Consider the following 20106-nt stretch of genomic DNA (forward strand, 5'->3'; position numbering starts at 1 on the left):
ATTTACATATTTATATTAATAATGTCAAGATAACTTTTGTTTAGCAAGGCTTTCAGCCCTATCTTTAAATGCAGCAATTATTTTACTTTGTGTATATTTATATACTGAGTTTAATAAAGTGGAAAATGAGTTGGACTTAAACTTAAACTCTATATAAAACTTTACCATGGTTTTATTTTCATCTATGGGAATGAATTGCCATTCATTGTATAGATGTTTAAATATTCCATTTGATGATACAGCTTTTATCCAACTTTCATTTGTTCCACTTGGAGAAAGAGAAGTAACTTCTGATGTGTACCTTCCTTTAATTCCATGAAAAGCTGCGAGGAGATCCACAACCATTTGGTTGTTAATTTTTTCTTTTATATAAACGGCTTTGCACCAAGGAACAAAATCAGGATACCTTTCAACATCAATTACAATTTGGAATACTTCATTAGGCAAACATAGGAAGGTACCTTGTTCTCTGTATTGATGAAGCATAAATTTAGTACCAATCAAAAAAGGATCCGTATCTACCGTCAGCCTTAGTAGATTCCTGAGACCTGAAGTGAAAGTGGGCATCGCATATTAGTTTCAACGAAACCAGCAGAGGCAATTCCCTTCTCTAGAAATTATCGCTCGGGAAATTTAACTTAACTCATAACGCATAGCACAGACCCCCACTTGAATTATAGATGATTTACACAGGGCATGTCTATAGGTATATTAAAGTCAGCGATTATTATTTAATCTTTATTAAATTTTGCATTTTAAGTATTATAGTTTATCTTATGAACATTACTAAAGTTTTAATCATTATTGTTTTTATTGTAATTTCTTCAAGTGCTTATACTAATTGTACAGATCACAAAATTTTTGTGCATACTATGAAGCAACAAGTGGATGGTATATCTACAAAAGGAAATAGAAAAAACCTAGAGCATGTACACGAAAAGCTTCAGGAGGTCATTCAGAATAATGTTAACCTCAAAGGAATATCGCAATTCGTTATAGGGAAACATTGGGCTTTAGTTAAACAAAAAGAAAAAGAAGATTTTTTAAGAGAGTATGAAGTGTATCTTACGCGTTTGTGCGTTAAAATTTTATATAAATACATGCATGATAGTGAAATGATCATAATGAGTACAAAAGCAGTTGACGATGAAACTTGCTTAATTGGTACAAGGTTCTCTTATGGCGATGAAGAATTTACAAATATTGATTTTAAAGTTACTAAAAATAACAGTTCTTTCTTGATAAGTGATGTTGTAATGAGTGGAATAAGTATTGCTATTAATCAACGTTCTCAATTTAGTGAGAAGATTGATACGCATGGTATAGCGAGCGTTATAGATGAATTAAGGTGCAATAATGATCTATATGCCTCATTGGCCTAAGCCACTTGGTAGCAGGCCGAATGATTTTTCTCTTGATCGCATAAAAGGCTTTCTTAGCAAACTAGATAACCCCGAGAAAAAAATGCCTCCCGCAATTCATATAGCTGGAACTAATGGGAAAGGCTCAACACTAGCATTTATAAGATATATAATGCAAGCAGCAGGGTATAAGGTACACGCATACACTTCTCCACATTTGGTGAATTTTAATGAAAGAATAGTTATTGCAGGCAGTTATATCGACGATAATGAATTATATAGCTTGTTAGAAGAATGCCGTGCCGTAATTGCAGAACAACCTATCACTCTGTTTGAAGCTGCAATAGTTGCAGCTTTTTTAGCTTTTTCTCGTCATAAAGCCGATATAACTTTAGTTGAAGTAGGTATGGGTGGAAGGCTTGATGCAACAAATGTTATAGATAATCCGATTTTAACAATCATTACTTCCATTGCACTTGATCATACAGAATATCTTGGCCCTACTGTAGAAACCATAGCAGGTGAAAAAGCTGGAATAATGAAACCTAATATTCCTTGTGTAATAGCACCACAAAAAAAGTCTATAATGAATACACTAGAATTCCATGCAATAAATAAGAAATCTCCTTTATATAGAGGAGGCTTTGAATGGAATTGCAAAAAAAAGAACAACAAAATGGTTTTTCAATCAGCTATTCAATCAATAGAATTTCCTTTGCCGTCTTTAAAGGGTGATCACCAAATAATCAATGCAGGAAGCGCCATTGCAGCATGTAGCATTTTGAGTGGAAAATATGGATTTGACATTGGAGAAGAGGATATCACTTCAGGTTTACAGCATACCTATTGGCCTGCACGACTGGAGCGTATAAAAGAGGGCAATTTAATTTCTTTATTACCAAAAGATTGGCAATTATTTTTAGATGGTGCGCACAATAATGATGGTGCTAGAGTGCTATCTCAGTGGGTAAGAGATAACTTTGCTGAAGGTGTCTATATAATTTTTGGTGTTACTCGTAACAGAAATGTAGAAGAGTTCTTAGAACACTTAAAACCATATATCAAACTACTATGTGCGGTTTGTGTTAAGTCTGAACCTAAAGCAACAAATACAAATTTGATTAGGGAAAAAGCCAATAACATAGAAATAAAGGCAGTTGAATGTGAATCAATTGGCGATGCAATATCAAATCACATATTAAAAGCCTCTATCCAAAACGTCAAAACCATACTGATCTGTGGCTCGTTATTTCTAGCCAGAGATTTGAGTATGGAGAATAACTAACTTTAATGATATAGCTGACCCAAGCAACGCGTCATACCGCTGCGAACCGTCATACCGCGATTCATTCGCGGTATCTCTTAGCCGCTAACACGTAACAAAATATCAACTGTTCTCCCTCGTCATACCGCGATTCATTCGTGGTATCTCTTAGCCGTTAACAAGTAGCGGGATGACGATCGTCAGGGTGTCATCCAAGTAGCCTCTTTTTTGTCATCCCAGTGCCCAGACACTGGGATCCAGGAAAGTTTGCTTGTGGGCAAGCAAACTAGCACAGACAGTGGTTACAACATTTTCGATGAGATTATATGGAAAACTGGATCCCAGTGTCGAGCACTGGGATGACAAGGTTATCGTCATGCCGCCGCGAACCGTCATACCGCCGCGGCACTAACACGTAGCGGGATACTTAACCATCATCTACACCGTCATACCGCCGCGGTATCTCTTAGCCGCTAACAAGCAGCGGGATGACGAGTTACTATACCGCCGCAAACCGTCATACCGTCACGGTATCTCTAGATACCGGCTAACAAGCAGCGGGATGACGGTTGTCAGGGTAGCTGTCATCCCAGTGCCCCTTTTTTTGTCATCCGAGTAGCTGACACTGGTTCACTCTATAATGGCAGTGCTCCTTTCTTGTCATCCCAGCGCCTCCTTCTCCTGTCATTCCAGTGCTCCTTTTTTTGTCATCCGAGTAGCCCCTTTTTTGTCATCCCAGTGCCCAGACACTGGGATCCAGGAAACTTAACTCTACACCAAGTAAATGTACAATAAGAACTAGATTCCAGCGTCACGCGCTGGAATGACATCATAGGGGCACTGGGATGACGAGAAAGGAGCACTGGGATGACACCTTCCTGCCCAGTTCATGTTAGCTATAAATACTAAGAAATTTACCAAATGAAAAAAAAGGCAAAAGAAGCCCCGTGGTTATTATCCGCTTTAAAATATTGGCGTTTTTTATGTTTTAAACGCTTGACAAGCGAGATTCAGCTGCTTTTAATTGCAACTAACCTACGCTGCAAATGTTTAAGAAATTTACTAAGCAGAAAAAAAGACAAAGAATCCCCGAGTTAGCTAGTCTTTTACTATCTCTGTCGAGTATTGGCATTTTTTGATGTCTTGTAACGCTTTATAAGCGCGTTCAGCTTATTTAGATAAAAATCTAGATGTAGATGAAGTTTTGTAAAGACATACAGTATCTATATACTGCAAAAAATTGAACATAAGACGCCGATACATTAAGTAATCCTTACCTTTTAATCTGCAGATTGGCGAAAGCAAATACAATAGCTTCAGTTTCATGATAAGGGGGCTGGCGGAGGGTGTCAAGTGATTTTTGTCTCTCCATGCTACTTGGGTGACACCAACAGTTGTATTTTATATTATCTTTTTGCTCTACTAGCACTCAAGTTTCCTATTTAAAATTTTTAATATTAAATTCAATTCATTTGGATTATTATACCGTATCATAACTTTACCCTTAGAATTACTGTCATTAATTTTGATCTTTAAACCAAGTTGAGAAGATATAGCACCTTCTAGTGCTGCCATATCTTGATTTTTGGTATATCTCTGCTCTTTTTGGTTGTTACTTTGATGTAAGTCTTTTATCAATTTTTCAGTTTGCCTAACGCTTAAGCCTTGGGAAATTATTTTTTCTGCAATACTTTCCGCATTTTCAACATTAATCAACGCTCTTGCATGGCCCATAGATAGCTTTTTTTCGTTGATCATTGTTTTTACTCCATCAGGAAGTGACAACATCCGAATCATATTGGTTATGTGACTGCGGCTTTTGCCTATAGTTGAAGCTAATTCTTCATGTGTATAGGAAAACTCATCTATCAGTCTCTTATACGCTTCACCTTCTTCTATTGGATTAATATCTTGCCTTTGTATGTTTTCAATAATGGATACTTCCAAGCATTCCTTGTCGCTCAGATCTTTTATGATAACGGGTGCACTATCAAGATTTGCAATCTTGCTTGCTCGCCAACGACGTTCCCCAGCTATTATTTCGTAACCATCATCATTTGAATCTTTGCGTACCACGATAGGCTGTATAATGCCACTTTTCTTTATCGAATTTGCAAGTTCTCTTAATGATTCTTCGTCAAAATGTTTCCTCGGTTGAAATTTGCTTGGGTGCAGTAATGAAATAGGCAAATACTCTTGTCGATCTTCTTTATTATCATAATTATCGCCTATGAGGCCGGCAAGACCTCTGCCGAGGCGTCTATCATCCTTCATACTACGCCCTCGCTTACTAGCTTCTTCTCCTTACAACTGCTCGCGTGCTTTTTTAAAATTTCCCTTGCCAAACTTATATATGCTTGTGCACCAGGACACTTAAGATCATACACAATAGCGGGTTTTCCATGAGAAGGCGCTTCTGATAACCGTACGTTACGTGGAATAACAGTCTCATACAATGGGATGATAGTTTTGTATACTTTATCATTTAAATACTGGCAAATATCGTTTTTAATCTGTTCACTGAGTTTGTTACGCCTGTCATACATTGTTAACACTATCCCTTCTATTGCCAAAAAAGGGTTTAGGTTATTCCTTTTTATCAGTTCTACAGTTTTAACTAAATGGCTTAATCCTTCCAGAGCAAAAAATTCACACTGAAGAGGAACAATAATAGAATTAGCAGCAGTCAAAGCATTTATGGTCAGAAGCCCAAGTGATGGAGGGCAATCGATGATTATATACTCATAATTATCGCGTATCTTCTCTAATGCGCTTTTTAGCACAAATTTTCCTCGCTCAAGTTGCGATAATTCAATTTCTGCAGCTGATAAATCAACTACTGACGAAATTAGTGATAAATTTGGAATTTCCTTTATATTGAAAATTGCCGATTCTATCAATTTATTTTCTCTGCTCAGTAGTATTTTGTATATATTTTTTTCTTCCCTACTACGATAAGAAATCCCGAGTCCGGTGCTAGCATTTCCTTGAGGATCAAGATCTACCAATAAAGTGCTTTTTCCCACAGCAGCAAAGGCTGTCGATAAATTTATACTAGTTGTGGTTTTGCCAACTCCACCCTTTTGATTTACTATTGCAATAATCTTGCTCACGCCTTTTATCTTATGTATAAAATAATTCTATTGTATATATGCAAGAAACTTTTGCATTAGAAAATTTTTTTGTTGCTAATCACACTAAAATTAGACTGTCTTTTTTGCTTTGTGTAACACACTTTGAACCTTGTTTCCTAATTCATTCAGAGTGAATGGTTTTGGCAAAAAGTGAAAATCTTCTATATTGATGTCATCACTCTTTAAAAAAGCATCTTCTGCATACCCAGAAATAAAAATAACGTTGATATTTGGCCTATGGATCAATGCTTCTTTAACTATTTCTGGACCACTCACCTCTGGCATGATTACATCAGTGATTATTAGATCTATGTGTTGATTTTTTTTACTGATTATTTCTAGCGCCTCGCTGCCTATACTCGCTTCTATTACATCAAATCCTTTTCTTTTGAGTGCTTTAGAGATGAATTCCCTTACTGAATTTTCATCTTCAATCAATAAAATTATACCATTACCTTTAATTTCACTTACTACCGGTCTTTCTATTTCTTCACTATCTTCCTCTATCAGATTTTCATCTGATATGTAAACCATGGGCAAAAATATGCTAAATTTAGTTCCATGATTTACTTTGCTAGCAACATAGATGTATCCTTCAGTTTGTTTAATAATGCCATATACAGTAGAGAGGCCAAGACCTGTACCAGAGGTAATATCTTTGGTAGAAAAAAATGGGTCAAATGCCTTTTCAATTGTATCACTTGTCATTCCACATCCAGTATCAATTACTTCAATCACAACATAATTTCCATGTTCGATCGTTTCCTTGTCTGGAGAAAACATGTCCTGAGATGTAGAATTTAATGAGTCAATCTTTTGATTAAAGGTTCGTATAGTTAATTCTCCGCCCTTTTCCATAGCAGCACTAGCATTGACTGCTAAGTTAAGTATAACTTGCTCTAATTGCCCTTGATCAGCCCTAACAGCACCCAAGTCTCTACCATAATAAATATTAAACTTTATATTTTCACCTATTAATCTTTTTATCATTTCATAAAGATTAGCTATAGTACTATTTACATCAATAATTTTTGGCTGCAAGGTCTGTCTTCTTGAAAAAGCAAGCAATTGTCTTACTAAATTTGATCCACGCTTTGCATTTTGCTGTATCTGTATTATATCTCCAAAAGATGGATCACCAGCTGAATGTTGGAGTAAAAGCAAATCGCAAAATCCTATTATCCCAGTCAATATATTGTTGAAATCATGCGCAATACCACCTGCTAACTGCCCTATAGCTTGCATCTTTTGATAATGCTCAAGCTTTATCTCTAGGTTTTTGTGTTCAGTATTGTCAATAAAATAACAAAGTATGAAGATCATTTTATTATGAAGAAACTTATTGAAATATATTTTTATGTTATTATCGCCGTTGAGCTGTACATCAAAGGACGCATTATTTATTCTATTACTCGAAAAATATTCACGTATTTTCACATGATAACTATCTAATATCAATGTAAAGATTGAATTATTATCTGACCCTGCAAGCTTTATTAGTGCCGTATTTTTCTTTACAAAGTTGCCGTTTATGTCACATTGTGCAATAGCAATTGATGAATTTGCAAAACAAGGGTGTAATTGATAATCAACAATATTTGATTCGGTTGGTGTTATAAAGCCATATATATAGCTATGGTTGTATTTATCACAAAATATAGCAGTGCTCATATAAGCCTTGAATGGAATACCACTTATAGTAAAAAACAAAATTTCATTATCGGTTGTTGTATTGTTATATTTAGATTGAGATATAAAATCACTGATTGAGCTACCTTTTTCCAGTTTTTTCAGTTCAAATATATCTAAAAATCTTTTATTTACAGATAAAATCACCCCTTTGGCATTTGCAATGTAAGTTCCTATACTGTGTTTTTCTATTAACTCTTCATATATCTGCTCCTTGTTTATCTGTGTTGCTTTTAACACAAAATACCCATCTGGCCTTGCTATTGGCACTAATGATAAATTTAAAATCTTATTACTATTTATAGCAATTTGGGGATTATCTGGTATCGGCTCAAAGAGCAAAAGAAAGTTAGATACTCTATTCTTCTTGTTTAAGGAAATGCATACTTGTACAGAAGAGTTATTTTTTAGTGCATGATAGAGTACTTTTTTGTCTTCTTCTGAAACATCTCCTATTTCAAAAATCTTGCCTAACGTAATGTCATCATCTATATGATCTTTAAACCTTTCGTAGAACCTTGCATCAGCATAAATAATACCCTCATCTCTATGTAAAATAAGGCAAAATTCTGTATTATGATTTAGTGCATTTGCAAATATTGCATTTTGAAATTCTATAGTATTAAGTAGGTGTCTGTAGCGTTTTACATTATATATCATAAAGAGAGTTGTTAGAATGCTAACTAATAAATTAATCTCTATATTAATATGCTGACTATATATATCAAAAAAGTAGAGTATCGATATTGCTACTGGAGGTAAGAGCATAATAACTGCCATCACAACAATTGACATTCCATAATTTCTTAGTATGAAGTCAACCCTGTTCTCTTTTTTGTTATCTATGTATCTTTTACTCATTATTGTTACTTGGCATTGTTGTACATACGAAAATGTTTTATTATATTGATTTAATTATTATAGATTTATTAACGTCTTTGATAGATAATTATCATCCAAATCTAATTAAGTTCCTTAAATATCAGATATAACAATGTTAATAAGCTAGCGAGAGGATATTATGGAAAAACAAAAAACACAAGCATTTAAGTGGTTCTGTGCACTAAGAGATAAGATTATAGAATCTTTCTTATCAATTGAAAAACAATCATCCGCAGAGCCAAAGATCGAAAAGAGAAAGTGGGATCGCCCAGGTGGTGGAGGTGGTGAATCTACAATTATTTTTGGTAATGTTTTTGAAAAAGTTGGAGTAAACGTTTCAAAAGTACACGGAAAATTTGCAGATTCAGCCATTAATGAGATTCCTGGTGCAAGTGAAAGTAACGGAGAGTTTTGGGCAAGCGGTATATCTTTAGTGTCTCATATGCAATCGCCCCTTATCCCTGCAGCGCATATGAACACAAGGCTGATATATACTTCAAAACAATGGTTTGGTGGAGGAATGGATTTTACGCCGATATATAAAAATGAAGAAGATTGCAAGTATATTCATGAATCAATCAAAATGACATGTGATAGATTTGACACCGGATATTATCCAAAATTTAAAGAGCAATGTGACAACTATTTTTTCTTACAACACAGAAAAGAGCCGCGTGGCATTGGTGGTATTTTCTATGATAATCTGAGTTCTGGCAATTGGGAGAATGATTTTGAGTTCACAAAAGCAGTAGGTGAAGCCTTTTTGGAAATTTATTTGCACATCATACGTAAACATATACAAAAATCTTGGACAAAAGAACAACGAGAAAATCAATTAATAAAACGTGGCAGATATGTAGAATTCAATCTGTTATACGATCGTGGCACAAGGTTTGGTTTAATGACTGACGGCAATCCAGATGCAATTATGATGTCAATGCCACCACTTGTTAAGTGGGTGTAAATCACTCTTATTACAAATTGGGATTTCACAAAAACTGCTTGTGTCGTAAAACAATTGAATTGACTTTATGTGCATAATCAATATAACTTGAGTTATTAACATTGACTCTTTCGTCTAGTGGTTAGGACACCACCCTTTCACGGTGGTAACACGGGTTCAAATCCCGTAAGAGTCACTCAAATAGAATATAATTAAAGTTTTAAATGGGAAAAATTAGGCTTTATGTTGAAGAAGCTTTATCACAAGGCGTGAGTTTAGCACTTAATCCACAACAAAGTCACTATATTTGCAATGTAATGCGGCTTAAGAAGTATGATAATCTCTCTCTTTTTAATGGAAAAGATGGAGAATGGTTAGGAGAAGTAGTTAATATATCGCGTAAATTGACAAAAGTTACACTCAAAGAATGTACTAAACAACAGCAGTATGAGGAAAATTTATACTTATATTGTGCCATGGTAAAAAGTGGTGCTTTGGGCAACATAGTAAGACAGGCAACTGAAATGGGAGTAACCTGCATTCAATTTATTTCAACAGAACGTACAGTGGTAAAAAATATTAACCTAAGTAGAGCAAAATTACAGGCAATCGAAGCTGCGGAACAATCCGGTAGGATGAGTATACCAGAGATTTTGCCTCCTATTAACTTTTGTGAGTTACCTGATTCCCAGAGTAAAAATTTTGTTTTATGTGATGAAACAGGTAAAGCTGATAAAGTGCTGAAAGGCAAAAAAAATGTTGCTATTATTGTTGGCCCTGAAGGTGGTTTTTCATCTTATGAACTTGATCTTGCCGATAAGTTTTGTCAAAAATTGAGTCTAGGAAAAAGAATTTTAAGGGTCGATACTGCTGTAGTTGCTGCATTAACTTTCACCAATTGGTGTAGCTAGATTTTTAAATATGGCTAAGATAAAGAAATCTGGTTCAGTGTTGCGCGCACAAAAACTCTGTAGACTCTCTACGAAGCAGTCTGTTGTTAAAGAGGAGCTAATAAAAAACATATTCTAAGATAATATTAAATCTCGTATTATATTTTTTCTAAAGTAAACAAATGAATCTTGCATTTTGCCTGAGTTATTGATACTCTGAGTAAAGAAGTCGGGGCGTAGCGCAGCCTGGTAGCGCATTTGGTTTGGGACCAAAGGGTCGGGAGTTCAAATCTCTCCGCCCCGATGTTAGTATAATTGTAAAAACGCTGCAACATAAGAGCAATCTCCATCAGTAAGCAAGTAGCTGACACTGGAATGACATCATTTACCATGTAAATTGTGGCATATTACATTTTAACGCTCAAGTTTATAAAATAATTGACAATGTTAATTTTCTAATTTATAAATAGATTTTGAAATGATTACCGAAGGAGGTATAGAGTTTGATAGAAGTATCAGTCCATTATGGTGATGTAGACAGAGCTCTTCCAGTATTGAAAAAAACAATTCAAAAGGAAGGAAGAGGGTTGAAAATGAAAAAACAATATCATGAAAAAAAATCAGAAAAAAGAGCCAAAAAGAAAGCTGAAGCTAAAAAAAAGAGGTACCAACAAGAGTGCAGAAGGCAGCGTTATGGTTGGTAGTTTGTACTCAAGTTAATAGTTTATCATTGGTTATTTTATGAATATTCACGAATATCAAGCGAAAGAAGTTTTGCATAAATTTAATGTCCCAGTGCCAAAAGGTTTTGTTGCTACATCTGCGGAAGAAGTAAAGACTCAAGTAAGTCAATTAAAATCTGACGTGTTTGTAGTTAAAGCTCAAATTCATGCAGGTGGTAGGGGTAAAGCCGGTGGCGTAAAGCTAGCAAAGTCAGCTGAAGAAGCTCAACAGTTTGTAAAGGACATGATTGGTATGACTTTAGTTACTCATCAAACAGGGCCAAGCGGGCAGCAAGTAAGAAGAGTATACATTGAAGAAGGCTCAAGCATTAAGAAAGAGTATTACCTAAGCCTGGTAATTGACCCGAAGCTCAGTAGGCCAATATTCATATTTTCCTCAGAAGGTGGAATGGACATCGAAGAAGTGGCGAAAAATTCTCCCGCAAAAATTGTGAAATTTGATATTGATCTTGCTACAAGTTTTGATAGCAGCAAGTTAAGCAGCAGCTTTAATTTGAGTTCAGAACAAATAGAAAAAATAACAAATGTTGCAAAAAATATATATGATGCGTTTATTGCAACTGATGCGAGCCAAATTGAAATTAATCCACTGGTTGAAACAAGTTCTGGAGATTTTATTGCGCTCGATGCGAAAATTAATTTCGATGATAATGCTTTATATCGTCACCCAGAAATTATGGAACTTCGTGATTATGATGAAGAAGTGAAAGAAGAGATAGAGGCTTCAAAGTATGGGCTCAGTTACATCAAAATGGATGGCAGTATTGGTTGCATGGTAAATGGTGCAGGTCTTGCTATGGCAACAATGGATATAATAAAATACTACGGAGCAGAGCCTGCTAACTTTTTGGATGTTGGTGGTGGAGCGAGTAAAGAAACTGTAACTGAAGCATTTAAAATCATATTGTCTGATAGCAACGTAAGAGGAATTTTGGTTAATATATTTGGTGGTATAATGCGTTGCGATATTATCGCAAGTGGAATTGTTGCGGCTGCAAAAGAAATGAGCATTAAAGTTCCTCTGGTGGTTAGGTTATCAGGTACTAATTTTGAAGAAGGAAAAAAAATTTTAGAAGAGTCGGGATTAAATATTATTGCTGCAGATGAGCTAGATGAAGCTGCGCAAAAGATAGTAAAAGAGGTAAAATAAAGCATGTCCGTTTTAGTAAATAAAGATACAAGATTAATATGCCAGGGTTTTACTGGTGCACAAGGTACGTTTCATTCAGAGCAAGCTATTGACTACGGGACGAAAATGGTTGGCGGTGTAACTCCTGGAAAGGGTGGTAGCACTCACCTTAATTTACCGGTTTTTAATACTGTAGCAGAAGCTAGAGAAAAAACTGATGCGAATGCCACGGTAATATATGTACCTGCTAAATTTGCTGCTGCTGCAATACTTGAAGCAATAGATGCAAAAATAGAATTGATAGTTTGTATTACAGAGGGCATTCCTATACTTGATATGGTGAAAGTTAAGCGCGCGCTTGTTGATTCAAAAAGTCGATTGGTTGGTCCCAACTGTCCGGGAATTATTACGCCTGAAGAGTGCAAAATAGGAATTATGCCTGGCCATATCCATAAGCGTGGACACATAGGAATTATGTCTCGCTCTGGAACTTTAACTTACGAGGCAGTAGCACAAACAACCGCTGTTGGTCTTGGTCAATCCACGTGTATCGGAATTGGGGGAGATCCAATTCATGGTATGACATTTGTCGACTGTATGGAGCTCTTTTTAAAAGATGACGATACTCATGGTATTGTAGTTATTGGTGAAATAGGTGGAAACGAAGAAGAAGATGTATCACATTTTGTGAAAACAGAAAAAACTAAAAAGCCAATCGTTGGTTTTGTAGCAGGTCAAACAGCACCTCCAGGAAGACGTATGGGACACGCTGGAGCAATCATCTCTTCCAGCGGTGGAAGTGCTGGTGCAAAACTAGAAGTTATGCGGAGTGCCGGGATTGCAATTGCTGAAACCCCTGCAGTGATTGGTAAGAAGGTATTGGAAGTAATGCATCAGTGCCTAATCTAAAACGCAACTGTACGAACGTTGTGATATAAGGGACCAAGAATGATGTCATCCCAGTGCCCAGACACTGGGATCCAGAAGACTTAATTCTAACCAAGTGGCTGCATAATAAAGACTGGATGCCAGTGTCAAGCACTGGCATGACACCATTTGTTGTGTTTAACAAAGTTCGTACTTAGCTTCATGTTAGCTATAAACATTAAGAAATTTACCAAACGAAAAAAAAGGCAAAAGAAACCCTGGTCACTGTCTATTTTCAGTATTGGCGTTTTTTAAGTCTTAAACACTGCAATTTAGCTGCTTTTAAGTGCAACTAACCTTAGCTAAAATGTTTAAGAAATTTACTAAGTAGAAAAAAAGGCAAAAGAAACCCCGTGGTAATTAGTGTTCACTCCCTAATCCTGCAAATTGGCGTACTATACTGTCTTAAACGACTTATAAGCGCGTTTCAGCTTATATAGGTAAAAACCTAGAAATATTGTGAAGACATAAGGTGCACATAGTGCAAAAAATTAAAAATAAGACGCCAACTACGTTGTTTTCTTGCTGTTTAATCTGCACAGATGAAGATAACTGAATACCTTCAGCATCATGATAAGGGGGCTGGCGGAGTTTGTCAAGTGGTTTTTGCATTGTGAAAACAATTATCACAAAAATCCTATATCACCGGTCATGAATACGTTATTTGCCCATTCGATTAATAACTTACCTCCTGGTAAATCTACTGAAGTCTGTTGGGCAGTCAGATATCCACGTAGTGTGGATGCAACAAGTGCTGCACAGGCTGCACTACCGCATGATGCAGTAATGCCTGTACCTCTTTCCCAAACTCTTAAAGCTATTTCTCCAGACTTTTCAACTTGTGCAATACTAACATTAATTTTCTGAGGAAATAATGCGTGATTTTCTAGCTTTGGTCCTAAATTTCGCAATGGTATTTCACTTATGTTATCAACAAAAAAAACTATGTGAGGATTGCCAATATTTACTGCAACAGGATCTTTTAGCATTTCAAGCTCTATAGGTAAGTGAAGAGTGTCACACTCAGTAGACAAGGGAATTCCATGCCATTTTAGCAAAGGTTTACCCATGTTAACCTTTATGGATTTATCACCCACTTTAAAACACTCTAAAATGCGTTTGCTTGTTAGCTCAATAATGGAGTATTCAGCACCTTTTTCTGACATTAGCAAATATCCAACGCAACGTGCTGCATTTCCGCACATTTCAGCTTTGCTACCATCAGCATTATAGATATGCATAAAGCAATCGGCTAAACTGGAGTTTGTTATCACTATGACTTGATCGCAACCGTTTTGGTTAGCAATTTTTTTATAGTTCCAATTTAAATCATTTGCTGAACGTGAGTCTATAATAACAAAATTATTGCCAGTACCGTGCATCTTGATAAAATTTTTAGGACCTTGGCCACTCATCATAAAAAAATATTTCCCCTACTGGCCTTCTTTTTTTCTCCTTAACTTCAGCGCCCTCTTCTTCGTAACCAACCGCTATCACTGACATTACATTAAAATCATCGGATATGTTGAATCTTTCTACTATTTTATCTCTATCAAATCCACCCATTTGATGAGCCATTAAGTTCACAGATGCAGCCTGTAGCATAAGTGCATAATTTGCTGCACCAGTATCATGACTAGCCCAAAGATTTTCTCCTTTACCTCGTTTACGGAAGTTTTTAGCACTTAAAGATATGATTAACACTTGTGCATCTTTTGCCCATTTTTGATTAGATTCATCAAGACAACTTAGCAGCTTTTCCCATGCATTTTGATTGTTCTGTTTGTTGCATATTACATATCTCCAGGGTTCATCATCAAAACATGAGGGAGTCAGCCTTACAGCTTCCATTAAAATATCCATGCCTTCCTGAGATATTGCCCTTGTAGGATCGTATGAACGTCCACTGTGTCTTGCTTTCATCAACGATAATAGATCTTGTTTACTTATCATTTTTAATTTAATAGTGCATAAATAATTCATTGTAGCACAATATAAGCAAAATTTAAATTGCAAAACCTCTTATATATATTACATTTTATAAGTTATTTTTATTGGGAAGGTATGTTTACAACACAATCTAGCAGTAGATCAACACTGACTGAAATATTGTCTTGCGTTTTACTTTTATTCTTGATGGCTCAAATAAGCATACCATTGCAGCCTGTGCCTATCACATTGCAAACTTTAGGAGTAATGCTTATTGGGCTTAAATTTAACCGCAGAACAGCATTCTATTCTGTGCTTACATATCTATCACTTGGTGCAATAGGATTTCCTGTTCTTGCGAATTTTTCTGGTGGTTATCACATTTTTCTCAGACCAACAGGTGGATATTTAATTGGCTGTTTAGCTGCTGTCATAGTGATGGGCGAAGTAAATGAACTCTTAAGCCTTAAATGTGAATTACTCGCGCGCAATTCTTTTAGTTGCATAGTTGGCACAGCTATGATTTTTATATGTGGTACCAGTTGGCTTGCTGTTTACTTGGGTCTGGAACAAGCAATAATGGTGGGTGTTTTACCATTTATCCTTCCTGGTTTGGTAAAAATTTTTCTACTTGTAGCAGCTTTGCAATATTTGAAAAAATGATAAAATTTCGCCCTCATCATTTTATGTGCACCCTCGCGTTTCGGGGATATGGGTATTCTCAGGGTTTTGTAGAAAATTATAAAAAGATAGCAAGCAAAGTAATTAGTACTCAAATCGAAGTAGTTGGTAACCTTGATAGTATCTGTAGTGCTTGTCCAAATCAGACTAAACAAGGTGAATGCACCACACAAGCTAAAGTTTTACAGCTAGATAGAAGGCATATGGAAATTTTAGGAATAAAAATTGGCGAGGCTTTAACTTGGAATGAGGCAGTAAAAAAGATTAGAGAGAAAATGTCTTTAAAGAAATTTGATTACGCATGTGAAGGGTGCAACTGGCAGCCATATGGAATATGTAAAGATGCCCTTTTAAATTGTCATTCCTACAAAGGTAGTTGACAAAATGTTAAGATAAATTGAAGCATTTTTGTGGAAATAGACTTCTTGCATCACCTCCCAAACCACAACTGTCATTCAGTAGAAACGGAAAAACTTGCTTGACACCCTCCGCCAGCCCCCTTATCATGAAACTGAAGCTATTGTATTTGCTTTCGCCAATCTGCAGATTAAAAGGTAAGGATTACTTAATGTATCGGCGTCTTATGTTCAATTTTTTGCAGTATATAGATACTGTATGTCTTTACAAAACTTCATCTACATCTAGATTTTTATCTAAATAAGCTGAACGCGCTTATAAAGCGTTACAAGACATCAAAAAATGCCAATACTCGACAGAGATAGTAAAAGACTAGCTAACTCGGGGATTCTTTGTCTTTTTTTCTGCTTAGTAAATTTCTTAAACATTTGCAGCGTAGGTTAGTTGCAATTAAAAGCAGCTGAATCTCGCTTGTCAAGCGTTTAAAACATAAAAAACGCCAATATTTTAAAGCGGATAATAACCATGGGGCTTCTTTTGCCTTTTTTTTATTTGGTAAATTTCTTAAGTATTTATAGTTGCAATTTAAGAGACCAGAAATGGTCAGCACTCCTTTTTTTGTCATCCCAGCGTCACGCGCTGGCTTCAACATTATATCATGAACTTTCTAAAATTCATTGAGTTATGCTTTCAAACGGTGGTGCCGGGGTGTGAGTATAATGATTATCAGTACATAAAAGTCATAGCAGACAGGCTAGAAGCAGTGAGCGTTGGTGAAGTGAGGCGAATAATATTCAATATGCCTCCGCGTTCAATGAAGTCCCTGTGCGCTAGTGTTGCATGGCCCGCATGGATACTGGGAAATCAGCCAACCGCGAGGATAATAGTTGCAAGTTACTCTCGGCTGCTCAGCGAAAAGCACTCGCTTGATACAAGGTGCGTAATGCAATCTGGTTGGTATAAAAAGCTATTTCCAGAGGTAGAACTATCCAAAGATCAGAATACCAAATACAAATTCCAAACAGTGCAAAGAGGATACAGAATCGCAACATCAGTTGGAGGAACATTAACCGGTGAAGGTGGTGATTTCATCATCGTGGACGATCCGCTCAGTTCTGCTCAAGCTTTGAGTGAAATGTTTAGAAAGCGCGCTATAAACTGGTTTGATCAGACTCTAGTAACCAGGCTTAACGACAGAAAAAAAGGAGTAATCGTTCTTGTGATGCACAGGCTACATCAGGAAGATTTGACCGGACACCTTCTCTCCAAGCCAAAAAACATATGGCATCATATTTGTTTGCCAATGATTTCTGAAAATAAGCAGGTTATTTATTCAATCAAAAAGCCAATGCCTCCTGTTCCTGTCATCCGAGTAGCTCAGCACTGTGCGACCAGGCGGTTGTATAATAAACCAGCGTCACCTGTAAGGATATTATATTCAAGAGAAGAAGGTCAGTTGCTATATCCCCTCGATGGAGGAAAAGAAGAAGTTGAGATGATAAAGGCTGAACTTGGGAGTTATGCTTTTGCTGCACAATATCAACAAAATCCTCTGCCACTTTCAAGTGGTATAATTAAACGAGAGTGGCTGAAGCGCTATAGAAATTTTCCTGATAGTCTCTCGCATGTAACTCAAAGCTGGGACACTGCAGTTTCAACAAGCAACACTAGCAACTTTAGCGTCTGCACCACCTGGACAAAAGTGGGCAATAAATTCTATTTACTTGATGTATATCGCGCAAAGCTTGAGTATCCAAAGCTTAAAGAGCAAGTTTTTTCCTTAGCAGCAAGATGGACGCCACACGCAATTTTAATCGAAGCAAAAACAAGTGGTCAGCAATTAGTGCAAGAGCTAAAAGCAAACAGTGATTTACCCATTATCGAAATAATGCCACATGATGACAAACTCACTCGATTTTATCAAATTGTTCCGACTATAGAGTCTGGCAAGGTTTTTCTGCCGCACCAAGCAGTATGGCTCAGCGATTTTGAGTATGAGATTTTAATGTTCCCAGAAACGCGCCATGACGATCAAGTAGATAGTACGGTGCAATATTTACAGTGGATGAGGAACAGTACCTCTAGGGTCACAGCTATACGAACATTGTGATTTGAGTCTACCAGATCCAAGTAGTCAGCTACTTGCATGACAGGAGAAGGTACTAGCCTGACAACCGTCATCCCGCTACTTGTTAGCTGATGAGATACCATGAATGAATCCACAGATGTACGAACATTGTCTATCAGGAGGGTGTCATCCCAGTGCGTGACACTGGGATCTAGCCTTTATTATTTGGTTGAAATTAAGTCTTCTGGATCCCAGTGTCAGCTACTTGCATGACATCATCATAAAGTAAAATGAGATCCCAGTGTCAGCTACTCGGATGACACCGTCATAAAGGAACCAGTGTCAGCTACTTGCATGACATCATCATAAAATAAAATGAGATCCCAGTGTCAAGCACTGGGATGACATTATAGGGGCTACTTGCATGACACCATTCTTTTTCCTGGATCCAAGTAGTCAAGGCACTGGGATGACACCGTCATAAAGGAACCAGTGTCAGCTACTTGCATGACACCATTCTTTTTTCTGGATCCAAGTAGTCAGCTACTCAGATAACAGGAAGAAGGTGCTGGAATGACAGGAGATACCGTCTCGCCAGTCAACAAGAAAATTACAAAAATTGAATCTAAATTGCCTAAGTTATATTGTGAAATCAAAAAATACTGCCAATTCCCGTCCTGTGTAGCGGTATACAGATTGTAGTTGTATTAAACAAGAGCCTGATATTAGTTTTGACTACCTCAATTCTTCTGTCAGTTAATTCTTGTCTGTCAGATTAAATCTTGTCTTTTACACTTATCAACATATACACTAACCAACTACATTCAATAAATTTGTGTAAGATACCATTTTACATAAGATAGAATGGAAGCATTTTTCGATTTTAAATTACTAAAGCTTCAGTCAATCTCCTAGTCCTGTAGCTTTTGATATGGTCAGGATTAAAAGCCTTTTTTGATTTTAAAATACCAAAAACAATATGAAGCAACTTACGCATTGCAGCACCAACAATGGCCATATTATGCTTGCCTTTTTCTTTTAATCTCTTGCAAAAAGTCATAATAATAGGATTGTGATTTTTAGCTACTATAGCAGGAAAATACATGGCCTTACGTAGTGTTCGTGAACCTGATTTACTTAATCTGGGCTTGGCATATACAGATGAACCTGATGTTATATTTCGTGGTATAGTTCCAGCGTATGCTGCCAATTGTCTGGCATTTATAAAAGCCTTTGTGTCAGGAATTTCAGCTAAAATAGCTATTGCTGATTCCTCTCCTATTCCTGGAATAGTCAATAAGAGTTGAAAGTTTTCCAACAACTCTTTGTGCTGTTTTAATAGTTCACGTATGGAGTTTTTTATTGTTTCTATTGATTGTTCTATGTTCACTGCAAGGTTTTCCCAAGCATTTGCAACTTCTTCAGGCAGTCTCTCCTTCTTTTCTAAATGATTATTTACGAATGTTAATCCATCTTTTAACGCAACCGAGCAACGATAAAGATGTTTTAATTTTTTCATTTCAGGAGAAGGTGGTGTCCAACGAGTAGGTTCCTGTCTTTGGCAATAATCAGCAATAATTTCTGCATCGGTCTGATCATTCTTTTGTCTTACAAGCTTACTCCTCGCATAAGATTTAATACAATAAGGATTTACAACACTTACAAAATGTCCAGCATTGTGTAGAAATTCAGCCAAAGCTTCACTATAACAACCGGTAGCTTCCATACAAGCTTTCACTTGCTCTACGTTATGTTTTTGTAGAAAGCTCTGCAGACCTTGAAACCCATTATCATCGTTCTTAAAGCTTCTTTTCCTAGTTTCACGTTTTCCTTTTTTACTTATAAATGAGAGAAAAACATCAAAGCGATCTTTTGATACATCTATTCCCAGAAAGTTGTTGATCATATATAACCCCATACGTTACTATTTAAAATGAAAAGTAAGGCTAACCTTGTGAATACAGAATTAGAACCATTTAGGTTTTTCTACGATACCGTCCAGCCTATACTTTTGAGAAGGGAATTCTTATCTCCTCTACAGATTTTATATCTAAGAAGAAGCACAGAGTTCCTCCCTTCTCCACCTAATGCTTAAGCTTAAAACATTAG

The 20106-nt window shown here is 36.4% G+C and carries 19 protein-coding genes, 2 tRNA genes and 1 other RNA gene; 13 read left to right on the forward strand and 9 right to left on the reverse strand.

The genetic code is table 11. The features are described from left to right. Nucleotides 1-24: 24 nt before the first annotated feature. Nucleotides 25-486, reverse strand: a complete 462-nt coding sequence (locus ACQH1X_RS04835) for a type II toxin-antitoxin system RatA family toxin (RefSeq protein ID WP_425385857.1) — start codon at nucleotides 484-486, stop codon at nucleotides 25-27. Nucleotides 487-505: 19 nt separating this feature from the next. After that, nucleotides 506-667, reverse strand: a non-coding RNA gene (gene ssrS / locus ACQH1X_RS04840) — 6S RNA. Nucleotides 668-776: 109 nt separating this feature from the next. Between ssrS and ACQH1X_RS04845 the strand changes: the two genes are divergently transcribed. Next, nucleotides 777-1382 (forward strand): MlaC/ttg2D family ABC transporter substrate-binding protein, encoded by a 606-nt coding sequence (locus ACQH1X_RS04845; protein WP_425385858.1) that lies wholly within the window; start codon nucleotides 777-779, stop codon nucleotides 1380-1382. Next, the gene (locus ACQH1X_RS04850; protein ID WP_425385859.1) at nucleotides 1357-2646 is read left to right on the forward strand and encodes a bifunctional folylpolyglutamate synthase/dihydrofolate synthase; all 1290 of its coding nucleotides are present in this window, start codon (nucleotides 1357-1359) and stop codon (nucleotides 2644-2646) included. The genes ACQH1X_RS04845 and ACQH1X_RS04850 overlap by 26 nt, the downstream gene beginning before the upstream one ends. A gap of 1401 nt (nucleotides 2647-4047) precedes the next feature. Here the strand turns inward: ACQH1X_RS04850 and ACQH1X_RS04855 are convergent. From ACQH1X_RS04855 to ACQH1X_RS04865, 3 genes are all read right to left on the reverse strand, one after another. Next, nucleotides 4048-4899, reverse strand: a complete 852-nt coding sequence (locus tag ACQH1X_RS04855) for a ParB/RepB/Spo0J family partition protein (protein WP_264731549.1) — start codon at nucleotides 4897-4899, stop codon at nucleotides 4048-4050. Beyond that, nucleotides 4896-5738 (reverse strand): ParA family protein, encoded by an 843-nt coding sequence (locus ACQH1X_RS04860; protein WP_264687980.1) that lies wholly within the window; start codon nucleotides 5736-5738, stop codon nucleotides 4896-4898. The genes ACQH1X_RS04855 and ACQH1X_RS04860 overlap by 4 nt, the downstream gene beginning before the upstream one ends. 90 nt (nucleotides 5739-5828) lie before the next feature. Then, entirely contained in the window at nucleotides 5829-8309 is a 2481-nt protein-coding gene (locus ACQH1X_RS04865; RefSeq protein ID WP_425385860.1) for a response regulator, read from the reverse strand. A 160-nt stretch (nucleotides 8310-8469) separates the two neighbouring features. Here ACQH1X_RS04865 and hemF point away from each other — a divergent pair, with 160 nt between their 5' ends. The 7 genes from hemF (at nucleotide 8470) to sucD (ending at nucleotide 12944) form a co-directional block, all read left to right on the forward strand. Further along, entirely contained in the window at nucleotides 8470-9294 is an 825-nt protein-coding gene (hemF, locus tag ACQH1X_RS04870) for an oxygen-dependent coproporphyrinogen oxidase (protein WP_425385861.1), read from the forward strand. A gap of 103 nt (nucleotides 9295-9397) precedes the next feature. Continuing rightward, nucleotides 9398-9469, forward strand: a tRNA-Glu gene (locus tag ACQH1X_RS04875). 28 nt (nucleotides 9470-9497) lie between these two features. Then, nucleotides 9498-10184 carry a 16S rRNA (uracil(1498)-N(3))-methyltransferase gene (locus ACQH1X_RS04880; protein WP_425385862.1) on the forward strand — a complete coding sequence of 229 codons (687 nt, stop codon included), beginning with the start codon at nucleotides 9498-9500 and terminating at the stop codon, nucleotides 10182-10184. 209 nt (nucleotides 10185-10393) lie between these two features. Continuing rightward, a tRNA-Pro gene (locus ACQH1X_RS04885) sits at nucleotides 10394-10467 on the forward strand. A 199-nt stretch (nucleotides 10468-10666) separates the two neighbouring features. Then, nucleotides 10667-10867 carry a 30S ribosomal protein S21 gene (gene rpsU, locus ACQH1X_RS04890; protein WP_006279819.1) on the forward strand — a complete coding sequence of 67 codons (201 nt, stop codon included), beginning with the start codon at nucleotides 10667-10669 and terminating at the stop codon, nucleotides 10865-10867. Between the two features lie 37 nt (nucleotides 10868-10904). Then, nucleotides 10905-12056 (forward strand): ADP-forming succinate--CoA ligase subunit beta, encoded by a 1152-nt coding sequence (gene sucC / locus ACQH1X_RS04895; protein ID WP_265026259.1) that lies wholly within the window; start codon nucleotides 10905-10907, stop codon nucleotides 12054-12056. Nucleotides 12057-12059: 3 nt separating this feature from the next. Further along, on the forward strand, nucleotides 12060-12944 hold the full coding sequence (gene sucD, locus ACQH1X_RS04900; protein WP_425385863.1) for a succinate--CoA ligase subunit alpha: 885 nt from the start codon (nucleotides 12060-12062) through the stop codon (nucleotides 12942-12944). A gap of 644 nt (nucleotides 12945-13588) precedes the next feature. On the opposite strand, the gene dapF is transcribed toward sucD, so the two are convergent. Both dapF and ACQH1X_RS04910 read right to left on the reverse strand, forming a co-directional pair. Next, nucleotides 13589-14377: a diaminopimelate epimerase gene (gene dapF / locus ACQH1X_RS04905; protein ID WP_425385864.1), complete on the reverse strand. Its 789-nt coding sequence runs from the start codon at nucleotides 14375-14377 to the stop codon at nucleotides 13589-13591. Then, nucleotides 14358-14945 carry a nitroreductase family protein gene (locus ACQH1X_RS04910; RefSeq protein WP_425385865.1) on the reverse strand — a complete coding sequence of 196 codons (588 nt, stop codon included), beginning with the start codon at nucleotides 14943-14945 and terminating at the stop codon, nucleotides 14358-14360. Before ACQH1X_RS04910 ends, dapF begins: the two co-directional genes overlap by 20 nt. Nucleotides 14946-15026: 81 nt before the next feature. Here ACQH1X_RS04910 and ACQH1X_RS04915 point away from each other — a divergent pair, with 81 nt between their 5' ends. Then, nucleotides 15027-15554, forward strand: a complete 528-nt coding sequence (locus ACQH1X_RS04915; RefSeq protein WP_425385866.1) for a biotin transporter BioY — start codon at nucleotides 15027-15029, stop codon at nucleotides 15552-15554. Continuing rightward, nucleotides 15551-15952 (forward strand): DUF1284 domain-containing protein, encoded by a 402-nt coding sequence (locus tag ACQH1X_RS04920; protein ID WP_425385867.1) that lies wholly within the window; start codon nucleotides 15551-15553, stop codon nucleotides 15950-15952. The genes ACQH1X_RS04915 and ACQH1X_RS04920 overlap by 4 nt, the downstream gene beginning before the upstream one ends. A gap of 353 nt (nucleotides 15953-16305) precedes the next feature. Here ACQH1X_RS04920 and ACQH1X_RS04925 read toward each other — a convergent pair whose 3' ends face one another. Continuing rightward, on the reverse strand, nucleotides 16306-16554 hold the full coding sequence (locus ACQH1X_RS04925; RefSeq protein ID WP_425385868.1) for a hypothetical protein: 249 nt from the start codon (nucleotides 16552-16554) through the stop codon (nucleotides 16306-16308). Between the two features lie 33 nt (nucleotides 16555-16587). Between ACQH1X_RS04925 and terL the strand changes: the two genes are divergently transcribed. Both terL and ACQH1X_RS04935 read left to right on the forward strand, forming a co-directional pair. Then, nucleotides 16588-18039 (forward strand): phage terminase large subunit, encoded by a 1452-nt coding sequence (gene terL / locus ACQH1X_RS04930; protein ID WP_425385869.1) that lies wholly within the window; start codon nucleotides 16588-16590, stop codon nucleotides 18037-18039. A 531-nt stretch (nucleotides 18040-18570) separates the two neighbouring features. Next, complete coding sequence (locus ACQH1X_RS04935; RefSeq protein ID WP_425385836.1) at nucleotides 18571-18699, forward strand: hypothetical protein; 129 nt, start codon at nucleotides 18571-18573, stop codon at nucleotides 18697-18699. Nucleotides 18700-18880: 181 nt separating this feature from the next. On the opposite strand, the gene ACQH1X_RS04940 is transcribed toward ACQH1X_RS04935, so the two are convergent. Next, entirely contained in the window at nucleotides 18881-19903 is a 1023-nt protein-coding gene (locus ACQH1X_RS04940; protein ID WP_425385829.1) for an IS110 family transposase, read from the reverse strand. Between the last annotated feature and the right edge of the window lie 203 nt (nucleotides 19904-20106).

Origin of the sequence: Wolbachia endosymbiont (group A) of Barypeithes pellucidus, assembly GCF_964030885.1 — a bacterium.
Classification (GTDB): domain Bacteria; phylum Pseudomonadota; class Alphaproteobacteria; order Rickettsiales; family Anaplasmataceae; genus Wolbachia.

Excerpts from the sequence above, each read along its gene's own strand:
- ACQH1X_RS04835 (WP_425385857.1), bottom strand. The coding sequence starts at position 486 with ATGCTTCATCAATACAGAGAACAAGGTACCTTCCTATGTTTGCCTAAT.
- ACQH1X_RS04845 (WP_425385858.1), top strand. The coding sequence starts at position 777 with ATGAACATTACTAAAGTTTTAATCATTATTGTTTTTATTGTAATTTCT.
- ACQH1X_RS04850 (WP_425385859.1), top strand. The coding sequence starts at position 1,357 with ATGATCTATATGCCTCATTGGCCTAAGCCACTTGGTAGCAGGCCGAAT.
- ACQH1X_RS04855 (WP_264731549.1), bottom strand. The coding sequence starts at position 4,899 with ATGAAGGATGATAGACGCCTCGGCAGAGGTCTTGCCGGCCTCATAGGC.
- ACQH1X_RS04865 (WP_425385860.1), bottom strand. The coding sequence starts at position 8,309 with ATGAGTAAAAGATACATAGATAACAAAAAAGAGAACAGGGTTGACTTC.
- hemF (WP_425385861.1), top strand. The coding sequence starts at position 8,470 with ATGGAAAAACAAAAAACACAAGCATTTAAGTGGTTCTGTGCACTAAGA.
- ACQH1X_RS04880 (WP_425385862.1), top strand. The coding sequence starts at position 9,498 with ATGGGAAAAATTAGGCTTTATGTTGAAGAAGCTTTATCACAAGGCGTG.
- sucC (WP_265026259.1), top strand. The coding sequence starts at position 10,905 with ATGAATATTCACGAATATCAAGCGAAAGAAGTTTTGCATAAATTTAAT.
- sucD (WP_425385863.1), top strand. The coding sequence starts at position 12,060 with ATGTCCGTTTTAGTAAATAAAGATACAAGATTAATATGCCAGGGTTTT.
- dapF (WP_425385864.1), bottom strand. The coding sequence starts at position 14,377 with ATGAGTGGCCAAGGTCCTAAAAATTTTATCAAGATGCACGGTACTGGC.
- ACQH1X_RS04910 (WP_425385865.1), bottom strand. The coding sequence starts at position 14,945 with ATGAATTATTTATGCACTATTAAATTAAAAATGATAAGTAAACAAGAT.
- ACQH1X_RS04915 (WP_425385866.1), top strand. The coding sequence starts at position 15,027 with ATGTTTACAACACAATCTAGCAGTAGATCAACACTGACTGAAATATTG.
- ACQH1X_RS04920 (WP_425385867.1), top strand. The coding sequence starts at position 15,551 with ATGATAAAATTTCGCCCTCATCATTTTATGTGCACCCTCGCGTTTCGG.
- ACQH1X_RS04925 (WP_425385868.1), bottom strand. The coding sequence starts at position 16,554 with ATGACAAAAAAAGGAGTGCTGACCATTTCTGGTCTCTTAAATTGCAAC.
- terL (WP_425385869.1), top strand. The coding sequence starts at position 16,588 with ATGAACTTTCTAAAATTCATTGAGTTATGCTTTCAAACGGTGGTGCCG.
- ACQH1X_RS04935 (WP_425385836.1), top strand. The coding sequence starts at position 18,571 with ATGACAGGAGATACCGTCTCGCCAGTCAACAAGAAAATTACAAAAATT.
- ACQH1X_RS04940 (WP_425385829.1), bottom strand. The coding sequence starts at position 19,903 with ATGATCAACAACTTTCTGGGAATAGATGTATCAAAAGATCGCTTTGAT.